9 protein-coding genes are annotated in these 11,672 nt (G+C 73.3%); 3 read left to right on the top strand and 6 right to left on the bottom strand.

What is annotated here, in order from left to right:
• The first annotated feature begins 14 nt into the window (after positions 1–14).
• The 3 genes from ABZT03_RS10440 (at position 15) to ABZT03_RS10430 (ending at position 6,757) form a co-directional block, all read left to right on the top strand.
• The gene (locus ABZT03_RS10440; protein WP_356036352.1) at positions 15–5,012 is read left to right on the top strand and encodes an ATP-dependent helicase; all 4,998 of its coding nucleotides are present in this window, start codon (positions 15–17) and stop codon (positions 5,010–5,012) included.
• Between the two features lie 111 nt (positions 5,013–5,123).
• On the top strand, positions 5,124–5,960 hold the full coding sequence (locus ABZT03_RS10435) for a DNA-formamidopyrimidine glycosylase family protein (protein WP_356036349.1): 837 nt from the start codon (positions 5,124–5,126) through the stop codon (positions 5,958–5,960).
• 32 nt (positions 5,961–5,992) lie between these two features.
• A complete protein-coding gene (locus ABZT03_RS10430; RefSeq protein WP_356036346.1) occupies positions 5,993–6,757 on the top strand; it encodes an SDR family NAD(P)-dependent oxidoreductase in 765 nt (254 codons plus the stop codon).
• On the opposite strand, the gene ABZT03_RS10425 is transcribed toward ABZT03_RS10430, so the two are convergent.
• From ABZT03_RS10425 to ABZT03_RS10400, 6 genes are all read right to left on the bottom strand, one after another.
• Entirely contained in the window at positions 6,705–6,986 is a 282-nt protein-coding gene (locus ABZT03_RS10425) for a hypothetical protein (RefSeq protein WP_356036343.1), read from the bottom strand. The two genes, ABZT03_RS10430 and ABZT03_RS10425, sit on opposite strands and share 53 nt — an antisense overlap.
• Before the next feature lie 329 nt (positions 6,987–7,315).
• Complete coding sequence (locus tag ABZT03_RS10420) at positions 7,316–7,696, bottom strand: helix-turn-helix transcriptional regulator (RefSeq protein ID WP_356036341.1); 381 nt, start codon at positions 7,694–7,696, stop codon at positions 7,316–7,318.
• Between the two features lie 109 nt (positions 7,697–7,805).
• Positions 7,806–8,351 (bottom strand): CinA family protein, encoded by a 546-nt coding sequence (locus ABZT03_RS10415; protein WP_356036338.1) that lies wholly within the window; start codon positions 8,349–8,351, stop codon positions 7,806–7,808.
• Positions 8,348–9,259 carry a CDP-diacylglycerol--glycerol-3-phosphate 3-phosphatidyltransferase gene (gene pgsA, locus ABZT03_RS10410; protein ID WP_356036336.1) on the bottom strand — a complete coding sequence of 304 codons (912 nt, stop codon included), beginning with the start codon at positions 9,257–9,259 and terminating at the stop codon, positions 8,348–8,350. Before pgsA ends, ABZT03_RS10415 begins: the two co-directional genes overlap by 4 nt.
• Positions 9,256–10,725, bottom strand: coding sequence for a 30S ribosomal protein S12 methylthiotransferase RimO (rimO, locus tag ABZT03_RS10405; RefSeq protein ID WP_356036333.1), 1,470 nt, complete (start codon positions 10,723–10,725; stop codon positions 9,256–9,258). The genes pgsA and rimO overlap by 4 nt, the downstream gene beginning before the upstream one ends.
• A gap of 92 nt (positions 10,726–10,817) precedes the next feature.
• Positions 10,818–11,657 carry a RodZ domain-containing protein gene (locus ABZT03_RS10400; RefSeq protein ID WP_356036330.1) on the bottom strand — a complete coding sequence of 280 codons (840 nt, stop codon included), beginning with the start codon at positions 11,655–11,657 and terminating at the stop codon, positions 10,818–10,820.
• Positions 11,658–11,672: the final 15 nt, after the last annotated feature.

Raw genomic sequence — 11,672 nt, 5'->3', positions numbered from 1 at the left:
TGCAGGATGGACGCATGCCCAGCTCCGCTCACCGAGCCCTCGACGGCTTCTCCCCCGCGACCCGTGGCTGGTTCACGGGGGCCTTCTCCGCGCCCACCGCGGCCCAGGCCGGCGCGTGGCAGGCCATCGACGCGGGCTCGGACGTGCTGGTGGTGGCCCCCACCGGCTCCGGCAAGACTTTGGCGGCTTTCCTCGCCGCGCTCGACCAGCTGGCCTCGACACCCCCGCCGGCCGACCCGCGCAAGCGCTGCCGCGTTCTGTACGTCTCGCCGCTGAAGGCCCTGGCCGTGGACGTCGAGCGCAACCTGCGCAGTCCGCTGACCGGCATCCGCCAGGAGTCGATGCGTCTGGGCCTGCCCGAACCCGAGGTCAAGGTCGGCATCCGCTCCGGCGACACTCCCCCGGCGGAGCGCCGCGCCCTGGCCACGCGTCCGCCGGACATCCTGATCACCACGCCCGAGTCCCTGTTCCTGATGCTGACCTCCGCCACGCGGGACGCGCTCACGGGCATCGAGACGGTCATCCTGGACGAGGTGCACGCGGTGGCCGGCACCAAGCGCGGCGCGCACCTGGCGCTGTCCCTGGAGCGGCTGGACGAGCTCCTGCCGAAGCCGGCCCGCCGCATCGGCCTCTCCGCGACCGTCCGCCCGGTCGACGAGGTCGCCCGCTATCTCTCGCCCCAGCGCAAGGTGGAGATCGTCCAGCCGAAGTCGGACAAGGAGTTCGACCTCTCGGTCGTCGTCCCCGTCGAGGACCTGGCGGAACTCGGCGGCTCCCCGGTCGCCGAAGGCTCCGAGGGCGCGGAGAAGCCGTCGATCTGGCCGCACGTCGAGGAGCGGATCACCGACCTGGTCCAGGCCCACCGCTCCACGATCGTGTTCGCCAACTCGCGCCGCCTCGCGGAGCGGCTGTGCAACCGGCTCAACGAGATCGCCTACGAGCGGGCCACCGGCCAGCCCCTGGACGAACATCACGCGCCCGCCGAGCTCATGGGCGGCTCCGGGGCCGCCCAGGGCGCGCCGCCCGTCATCGCCCGCGCCCACCACGGCTCGGTGTCCAAGGAGCAGCGCGCCCTGGTGGAGGAGGACCTCAAGGCGGGCCGCCTGCCCGCCGTGGTCGCCACCTCCAGCCTCGAACTGGGCATCGACATGGGCGCCGTGGACCTCGTCATCCAGGTCGAGTCCCCGCCGTCGGTCGCCTCCGGCCTGCAGCGCGTGGGGCGCGCGGGCCACCAGGTCGGCGCCGTCTCCACCGGCGTGGTGTTCCCGAAGTACCGCGGCGACCTCGTCCAGGCGGCCGTGGTCACCGAGCGGATGCGCACCGGCTCCATCGAGTCCCTGAGGGTGCCCGCCAACCCGCTGGACGTCCTGGCCCAGCAGATCGTCGCGATGACGGCGCTGGACACCTGGCAGGTCGACGACCTGCTCGCCGCGGTCCGCCGCGCCGCCCCCTTCGCCTCGCTCCCGGAGTCGGCGTTCACCGCCGTCCTCGACATGCTCGCGGGCCGCTACCCCTCGGACGCCTTCGCGGAGTTGCGCCCGCGCGTGGTGTGGGACCGCGTCACCGGCACGGTCACCGGCCGCCCCGGTGCCCAGCGCCTGGCCGTCACCTCCGGGGGCACGATCCCCGACCGCGGCCTCTTCGGGGTGTTCCTCGCCGGTTCCGACCCGAAGAAGGGCGGCGGCCGGGTCGGTGAGCTGGACGAGGAGATGGTCTACGAGTCCCGCGTGGGCGACGTGTTCACGCTCGGCACCAGCTCGTGGCGCATCGAGGACATCACCCGCGACCGCGTCCTCGTCTCCCCGGCTCCGGGCGTGCCGGGCCGGCTCCCGTTCTGGAAGGGCGACCAGCTGGGCCGCCCGCTCGAACTGGGCCGCGCGGTGGGCGCGTTCCTTCGCGAGGTCGGCTCGCTGCCCAAGGAGGACGCCCGCCTGCGTCTCCTCGCCGCGGGCCTGGACGCGTGGGCCACGGACAACGTCCTGTCCTATCTCGACGAACAGCGCGAGGCATGCGGTCACATCCCGGACGACCGCACGATCGTCGTGGAGCGCTTCCGCGACGAACTCGGCGACTGGCGGGTCGTCGTGCACTCCCCCTTCGGTGCCCAGGTGCACGCCCCGTGGGCGCTGGCCCTCGGCGCCAAGCTCTCCGAGCGCTACGGCATGGACGCGCAGGTCATGCACGCCGACGACGGCATCGTGCTGCGGTTGCCCGACGCCGACCTGATGAGCCTCGACCTCCTCGACCAGGAGCCCATGAGGTCGGGCACCGAGTACGACGCCGACCACGCACCGGTCGGCGCCGCCGACGTCGTCTTCGACAAGGGCGAGGTCAACCAGGTCGTCACCGACCAGGTGGGCAGCTCCGCGCTCTTCGCGTCCCGCTTCCGCGAGTGCGCCGCCCGCGCGCTGCTGCTGCCGCGCCGCAACCCGGGCAAGCGCACCCCGCTGTGGCAGCAGCGCCAGCGCGCCTCCCAACTGCTCCAAGTGGCAAGCGAGTTCGGGTCGTTCCCGATCGTCCTGGAGGCCGTCCGCGAGTGCCTCCAGGACGTGTTCGACGTGCCCGGGCTGGTCGAGCTGATGGGCGACCTCGAATCCCGCAAGGTGCGCCTCGTGGAGGTCACCACCCCCGAACCGTCCCCCTTCGCCCGCTCCCTCCTCTTCGGGTACGTCGCCCAGTTCCTGTACGAGGGTGACTCCCCGCTCGCCGAGCGCCGCGCCGCCGCCCTCTCGCTGGACTCGCGGCTGCTGGCCGAGCTGCTCGGCCAGGCGGAGCTGCGCGAGCTGCTGGACGCCGAGGTGCTGGCCGAGTTGGAGCGCGAGCTGCGGTGGCTGACCGAGGACCGGCGCGTCAAGGACGCCGAAGGGGTCGCCGACCTGCTGCGGATGCTCGGCCCGCTGACCGACGCCGAGCTGGCCGAGCGGGGCGCCGAGCCCCAGTGGGCACAGGAGTTGGCCGCGGCCCGCCGCGCGATCCCGGTCCGGGTCGCCGGCGCGGACCACTGGGCGGCCATCGAGGACGCGGGACGCCTGCGCGACGCGCTGGGCACGGCGCTGCCGGTCGGCGTCCCGGAAGCCTTCACCGAACCCGTCAAGGACCCGCTGGGTGACCTCCTCGCCCGCTACGCCCGCACCCACGGCCCGTTCACGTCGGCCGCCGCCGCGGCCCGCTTCGGGCTCGGAGTGGCGGTCACCGAGGGCGCGTTGCAGCGCCTGGCCGCGGGGGGCCGGGTCGTGCAGGGCGAGTTCCACCCGGCGGGCATCGGCCAGGAGTGGTGCGACGCGACGGTCCTGCGCCGCCTTCGCCGACGCTCCCTCGCCGCCCTGCGCCACGAGCTGGAGCCGGTGCCGCCGCCCGCGCTCGCCCAGTTCCTTCCCCAGTGGCAGCACATCGGCAAGGGGCACGGTCTGCGGGGCACCGACGGACTGGTGCGGGCCGTCGAGCAGTTGCAGGGCGCGTCCGTACCCGCCTCCGCGCTGGAGAGGCTCGTCCTGCCGTCCCGCGTGTCCTCCTACACGCCCGCGACACTCGACGAACTCACCGCCGCCGGCGAGGTGTTGTGGGCCGGAGCGGGCGCTCTGCCCGGCAAGGACGGCTGGATCTCCCTGTACCTGGCGGACGCGGCGCCCCTGCTCCTGCCGCCACCGCACCCCCTTGAGCTGACGGTGCTGCACCAGTCCGTCCTGGACACGCTGACCGGCGGCTACGGACTGTTCTTCCGTCAGATCGCCGACCAGGTCCGCGCCACCACCCACCCCGACGCCACCGATCCCCAACTGGCGGACGTCCTCTGGGATCTGGCCTGGTCCGGGCGGCTCACCAACGACACGCTCGCCCCGATGCGGGCCCTGCTCGGCTCGGGCCGCACCGCGGGCTCCACCGCCCACCGCGCCAAACGCGCGGCCCCACGCGGACGCTACGGCTCGCTGACCGCAGCCGCGCGCCCCGCGTCCCGCGGTGGTCCGCCGACCGTCGCGGGCCGGTGGTCGCTGCTGCCGGGACGCGAGGCCGATCCCACCGTGCGGGCCCACGCGCTGGCCCGCACCCTGCTCGACCGGCACGGCGTGGTGACCCGGGGAGCGGTGTCCGCGGAGGGCGTCGAGGGCGGCTTCTCCGCGGTCTACCGCATCCTGTCCGCCTTCGAGGACAGCGGCCAGGCGCGGCGCGGCTACGTCGTGGAGGGTCTCGGCGCCGCACAGTTCGCGATGGACGGAGCCGTGGACCGGCTCCGCGCGGTGGCGAACGCCCGCGACCGCGGCGCGCCCCTCCCCGCTCCCGGTCCCGCCGCCTCCACCGCCTGGGCCGGCGCCCCCGGCGACTTCGGCTCCCCCGACGCGACCCCCGCGCCCCCCGCCCGGACGCAGACCGGCACCGGCACCGGCACCGGCACCGGCACCGGCACCGGAGTCCAGCCCTTCGACCCGTCCGCCTTCACCCCGTCCGACTTCGACTCACCCGACTTCGACTGGGCCGCCGAGCTGGGCTCCCTGGACGCCTCGAACCCCGGCGACGGCCGGGGTGCCGTCGCCGGCCACGGACCCGGCGCCGTCGACGGCTTCGAATCGCGCGGCACCCCGGGCTTCGCCCAGGACTTCGGCAGCCGTACGCGCGCCCCCGTGACCCCTCAGGCGGTCGTCCTCGCCGCGGCCGACCCGGCGAACGCGTACGGCGCGGCCCTCCCCTGGCCGGAACCGCCGACCGGCGCGGGACACAAGGCCGGCCGGAAGGCCGGTTCCCTGGTCGTCCTGGTGGAGGGCGAACTCGCGCTCTACATGGAGCGCGGGGGCAAGACAGTGCTGGCCTGGCCCACCGACCCGGACGGCACCCCCTCCGACGACGCGCGTCTGCGTGCCGCGGCGGAGGCCCTCGCCGCGGCGGCCCGCGCCGGCTCCCTGGGCACGGTCACGGTGGAGCGCGTCAACGGCGTCTCCGCCCTCACCTCGCCCATCGGCACCGTCCTGGAAGGAGCGGGCTTCATCGCCACCCCACGCGGCCTGCGCCTGCGCGCATGACTCCCCCGGCACCGCCCACACCTGCCAGGACTCCCCCACGGCAGCCCGCCCCTCCCCACCCGGCGCACGCCACCCCGCCGCCCACGCACCCGCCCGTGCCACCCTTGACCCATGCCCGAAGGTGACACGGTCTGGCAGACGGCGAAGCGGCTGCACACCGCGCTCGCGGGAGAGGTGCTGACGCGGAGCGACCTCCGCGTGCCCAGGTTCGCCACGGCCGACCTCACCGGCCGTACCGTCCTGGACGTCACCGCCCGCGGCAAGCACCTCCTCACCCGCGTGGAGGGCGGCCTGACGCTCCACTCGCATCTGCGGATGGACGGCGCCTGGAAGGTGTTCGCCGAGGGCCAGCGCTGGGTGGGCGGGCCTTCCCACCAGATCCGCGCGATCCTGGGCACCGCCGACCGCACGGCCGTCGGCTACCGCCTGCCGGTCCTGGAACTGCTGCGCACGGCCGACGAGCAGCGCGCCGTCGGGCACCTGGGCCCCGACCTCCTCGGCCCGGACTGGGACCCGGACCTGGCCCTGCACAACCTCCTCGCCGATCCCGCCCGCTCCCTCGGCGAGGCCCTGCTCGACCAGCGCAACCTCGCCGGCATCGGCAACGTGTACAAGAGCGAACTCTGCTTCCTGCTCGGCGTCACGCCCTGGCTCCCCGTCGGTGCGCTGCCCGTAGAGCGCGCCGCCAAGCTGCCCGCGCTCGCCAAGAAGCTCCTGGACGCCAACCGGGAACGCCCCGTCCGCAGCACGACGGGCCTGCGCGGCCAGGACCTGTTCGTGTACGGCCGCGCGCCCCGCCCCTGTCTGCGCTGCCGCACCTCGGTCCGCATGGCCGACCAGGGTGACGGCTCCCGCGAACGCCCCACCTACTGGTGCCCTGGCTGCCAGAGCGGCCCGGTACCGAGCGCGTCGGCATCCCGCAGAATGTCCCGCCGCACAGCCAATTGACGGACCGTCAGAAACCCTCGTACCGTCCCTTCATGGCCGTGAGCGCGTACGACCTCACCGGACGCACCGCCTTCGTCACCGGCGCCGCCGGCGGTATCGGCCGCGCCTCGGCACTGCTGCTCGCCGAGGCCGGTGCCACCGTGCACTGCGCCGACCGGGACCCGCGGGGCCTCGACGGGACGGCGGCGCTGATCAAGGACCGGGGCGGGTCAGCGCACACCCACTCCCTCGACGTCACCGACCGCGCGCGGCTCCAGCAGGCCGTCGCGTCCTGCGGCAGCCTGGACGTGATGGCCGCGATCGCCGGGATCATGCACAGCAGCCCGGTCCTGGACACCCGCGACGAGGACCTGGAGCGGGTCTGGAGCGTCAACTTCAAGGGCGTGCTCTACGCCTGCCAGGAGGCCGCGCGGCTGATGCTCGCCCACGGCACCCGGGGCAGCATCGTCACCATGGCCTCGGGCGCCGTCGACACCGGCGGCGCCGGCCTGCTCTGCTACGGCGTGACCAAGGCGGCCGTCGTCCAGCTGACCCGGACGCTGGCGACCGAGGTCGGCCGCCACGGCATCCGCGTCAACGCGGTCGCGCCGGGCTGGACACGTACGCCGATGACCGACCGCCACGAGGGCGAGGCCCAGGCGCGCACGGAGGCCCTGATGGCACGCATGTCACCGCTGGGCAGGGTCGGCGAACCGGAGGACATCGCCCAGGCCGTGCTGTATTTGGCCTGCGACGCGTCGTCGTTCACGACGGGCCAGATCCTGCGTCCGAACGGCGGGGTGGCCATGCCCTGGTAGGCCGGGCCGCTTCCCGCCATGCCTCGGCCCACCGCCGTGCGTCGACGGCTCCGGCGGCCCGCGTCTTCGGCACGCAGTGCACCGGCAGCAGGCTCAGCCCCCATCCACCGGCCGCGACGGCCCCTTCCAGGACCCCCGCGCCGGGCGCCAGCACGAGCCGCAGCACGGCCCACCACCACAGCGCCCCGAGTCCCAGCGCGGCGGCCCAGCGCACCACCCGCACCGACATGGCCGCCACCTCCAGCCCGACGCTAGAACGCCACGCTCACCGGCCGGGAGGGCGCACCGACGGCACACGGGCGCACCCGCGCCGCCCGACCGTCAGGGACGCCCGCACCGCCGACCTGTCCGGCCACCGCGCACGTCCGCCCCTCCACCATGACCGCGGCACCCCGGCCCGGCAAACGGGCCGGGAACGCTCGCGGGCCCACAGCGCCGCCCGGACAGCAGAAAACCCCGACCGCACTCTCCCGGGTCTCCCCGGAGGAGCCCCGGCCGGGGCCTCACACACGTGCTCGGCGCGATCAGCGCCCTGTCGGTCTCACACCCGCGCGGATCTCACGCGGCGACCACGTCGACCGCCTCCGCGGGGGCCTTGATGGTCACCCGCTCCGGTGGCACGCCGGCCACCGATACGGAACCCAGCATCGGACGGACCGAGGCGGGCACATGCTTACTGGGGGTGGCCGCAGCAGACTGGGCCAGCTCGGCGAGGGCGAGCTCGTCGCTCACTTCCCGCATGAGCTCGGACATCCGTACGTCCAGCGCGTCGCAGATGGCGGAGAGCAGCTCGGAAGAAGCCTCCTTCTGCCCCCGCTCCACCTCGGAGAGATAGCCGAGTGAGACTCGGGCGGACGAGGAGACTTCGCGCAGAGTACGGCCCTGGCGCTGGCGCTGCCGACGCAGCACGTCACCCAGCAGGCGACGGAGCAGAATCATCGGTGGCTCCCTCCTCGGACCGCGTAGCCGCATCCTTCACGCCCCACCGTACCGCCTTGCGCCGCGGCCGTGCGGGGAGCGATGTCGTGTTCACTCAGGGCTGCAAACATCAAAACCCCCCGTTCTGTTCCGTATCCTGTGCCCGCTCGTTCCCGGTCTGTTCGCCCGCCAGCTGCTCGATGAGCAGCGCGAGTACGCTGCGTACACTCTCTTTACGAATTTCCGCGCGGTCGCCGTTCAACCGCAGGGCCCTGACTTTTCCGCCACCGGCGGAACCGGAATTCGAGCCCGTCGGACCGTCCACGGCGACGAAAACCGTGCCCACGGGCCGGCCGTCCTGCGGCTCCGGACCGGCGACACCGGTGGTCGCGACACCCCAGTCCGCGCCGAGCGCCTTGCGCACTCCGGCCGCCATCTGCGCCGCGACCTGCGGATCCACCGCTCCGCGCTCCGCCAGCAGGGTGGCGTCGACGCCCAGCAGCTCGTGCTTCAGCTCGGTGGCGTACGCGGTGACCGAGCCCCGGAAGACCTTGGAGGCACCGGCGACGGACGTGACGTCCGCCGCGACCAGACCGCCCGTCAACGACTCGGCGACAGCGAGCGTCTCGCCTCTGACCGTGAGTAGTCGCACCAGGTGGGTGGCCGGGGAGGTCACGCTTCCGCCTCCTCCAACGCGGCCTGGCGCTCGGCGATTCCCTGCCGCCGCAGGACAATGGCCTGTCTCACGTAGTCGAGCCCGGTGACCACGGTCAGGACGACGGCCGCGGCCATCACCCAGAACCTCAGGGTGGCCAGCCAGCCCGTCAGCGCCAGGATGTACATCCCGACGGCCACGCCCTGCGTGAGGGTCTTGAGCTTGCCGCCACGGCTCGCGGGGATGACGCCGTACCGGATGACGACGAAACGCAGGAGGGTGATGCCGACTTCCCGGCCGAGGATGACGATCGTCACCCACCACGGCAGATCGCCCAGCCCCGACAGACAGATCAGCGCCGCCCCCATGATCGCCTTGTCGGCGATGGGGTCGGCGATCTTCCCGAAGTCGGTGACGAGGTTGTACGTGCGGGCCAGGTGTCCGTCGAACAGATCCGTGATCATGGCGACGGCGAACGCCGCCCAGGCGAGCGAGCGCCAGGCCGGGTCGTACCCGCCGTCGGCCAGCATGAGCGCGACGAACCCGGGCACGAGCAGCAGACGGAGCATGGTCAGCAGGTTGGCGACGTTGTAGACGCTGGCCTGGTTGACCGCCGCGGCGGCGATCTTCCCGCCCCGCGCGGACTTCACACCGCCCGGCTGCGACCCCGCGGCCGGCCCGGAGGTCTCGGCACCGGAGACACCGGAACCTCCCGACGCGTCAGGAGCGCCGGAACCACCGGGAGCGCCCGACGCGACCGGGGTGACGGCTTCCGGAGACACGGCCCCCGGGGCGACAGCTCCCCCGGCGACGGCACCGGGTGGGACGGTTCCGGAGACGGCGGCGGGAGCGGCGCCCTGACCCGGGCTCGCGGGCGCGCCGTTCGCGCCGGAGGGGCCACCCGCCGCCGATGCCGGTACTCCGGTCATCTGCCCGCCTCCTCACTACACGCGAGCGAGCCCTGCAGGGGCTCGGCGACCAGGTCGACACCTTCCGTACCGACCACCTTCGCCTCGACCATACGACCGACGCTCAGACCTTCGCCGCTCGTGAGCAGCACCTGGCCGTCCGTCTCCGGCGCCTGGTGCTCGCCACGGCCGTACACGCCCTCGTCGTCCACGGACTCCACGAGCACGTGCACGGTCTCGCCCAGACGCTCCTCGGCGCGCTGCGAGACGAGTTCCTCGGCGAGCCGGGAGACCCGGGCCAGCCGCTCGGCCACGACGTCCTCGTGCAGCTTGTGCTCGTAGGTCGCCGCTTCGGTGCCCTCCTCGTCGGAGTACCCGAAGACGCCGATGGCGTCCAGCCTCGCGCCGGTCAGGAAGCGCTCCAGCTCGGCCAGGTCGGCCTCGCTCTCACCGGGGAAGCCCACGATGAAGTTGGAGCGCACGCCGGCCTGCGGGGCCTTGCCTCGGATGGTGTCGAGCAGTTCCAGGAAGCGGTCGGTGTCCCCGAAGCGGCGCATCGCGCGCAGCACGTCGGGGGCGGAGTGCTGGAAGGACAGGTCGAAGTAGGGCACGACCTTCGGCGTCGAGGTCAGCACGTCGATGAGGCCGGGCCGCATCTCGGCCGGCTGGAGGTAGCTGACGCGCACCCGCTCGATGCCGTCGACCTCGGCGAGCTCGGGCAGGAGCGACTCCAGGAGCCTGATGTCGCCCAGGTCCTTGCCGTAGGACGTGTTGTTCTCGGAGACCAGCATGACCTCCTTGACGCCCTGCTCGGCCAGCCAGCGCGTCTCGTTCAGCACGTCGCTGGGGCGGCGGGAGATGAAGGAGCCGCGGAAGGAGGGGATGGCGCAGAAGGAGCAGCGGCGGTCGCAGCCGGACGCGAGCTTCACCGAGGCGACCGGGGCGCCGTCCAGCCGGCGGCGCAGGGGCGCGCGGGGACCGGAGGCCGGGGCGAGGCCGTCCGGGAGGTCGGCGGGGCCGTGTCCGGGCAGGGCGACCTCGGCGGCCGACTCCTGGCGCTGGGCGGGGCTGATCGGCAGCAGCTTGCGCCGGTCGCGCGGGGTGTGGGAGGCGTGGATGCCGCCGTTCAGGATGGTCTGCAGGCGGTCGGAGATGTCGGCGTAGTCGTCGAAGCCGAGCACGCCGTCGGCCTCGGGGAGGGCCTCGGCGAGTTCCTTGCCGTACCGCTCGGCCATGCACCCCACCGCGACGACGGCCTGGGTTCTGTTGTGCCCCTTGAGGTCGTTGGCCTCGAGGAGCGCGTCGACGGAGTCCTTCTTGGCGGCTTCGACGAAGCCGCAGGTGTTGACGACGGCGACGTCCGCGTCCGCGGCGTCCTCGACGAGGTCCCAGCCGTCCGCCTCCAAGCGGCCTGCGAGCTCCTCCGAGTCCACCTCGTTGCGGGCGCAGCCAAGAGTGACGAGTGCGACGGTACGGCGTTCAGGCATGGGCTCAAGACTACTTTGTCTCACCGACAGCCCATGTCGACGGGGTTGGCCGATCTTGGCCAACCCCGTGTTCACCGCTTCGCTCCGGCCGGTCAGCCGACCTGCGGGTCACCCTTGGTGTAGGTGAGCCGCTCGACTGCGCCTGGCTGGAAGTCGTCCTCGATCTTCTTGCCGTTGACGTACAGCTGGATGGCGCCGGCGTCCCCGAGGATGAGGTTGACCTTCTCGCTGTCCTGGAAGGTCTTCGACTGGCCCTGCTTGAGCAGACCGTCGAACAGCAGCCGGCCGTTGTGGTCCTTGGCGGAGATCCAGCTGCGTCCGTCGGCGGCGCTCACCTGGACGGTGACCTTGTCCTGCGGCGCCGCGGCGATGGCGCTGTCGGACGGTTCGGGTTTCGGGTCGGTGGGCTTGGCGCTCTTCGGAGTGGGTGTGGCGGACTTGTCGGCCGTGGCATTCGTGCCGTCGGCGACCTGCGTCTTCGACCCGCCGTCGTCGCCGCCCTTGACCGCCGTGAAACCGACGAAGCCGATGACCGCGACGATCGCGGCGACCATGGCCGCCGTCCAGTTGGGTCCGCGCCGCTCGGGGCGGATGCGTTCCGCCTCGAAGAGCGGGGCCGCCGGCGTGGGTGCCGGGCGCCCGCCGTGGTCGGCGTCGAACCGGGCGAGCAGGGGGGCGGGGTCCAGGTGGACGGCCTTGGCCAGGGTGCGGATGTGGCCGCGGGCGTAGACGTCACCGCCACAGGGGGTGAAGTCGTCCGCCTCGATGGAGTGCACGATGGCGATGCGGACCCGGGTGGCGCTGCTGACGTCGTCGACGGTCAGTCCGGCCGCGATGCGCGCCTGCTGGAGCGCACGGCCGACCGAGGGACGGGTCTCTTCACGATCATCTTCGAACGGACGCTCGTCTTCAGGGGAGTTGCCGATGGACACGGGGGCGCCTTTCGA

This window comes from Streptomyces sp. NPDC005574 (genome assembly GCF_040605435.1).
Lineage (GTDB): Bacteria > Actinomycetota > Actinomycetes > Streptomycetales > Streptomycetaceae > Streptomyces.
The sequence above is the reverse complement of the archived record's forward strand: the minus strand, read 5'-3'. Positions and strand labels throughout refer to the sequence as shown.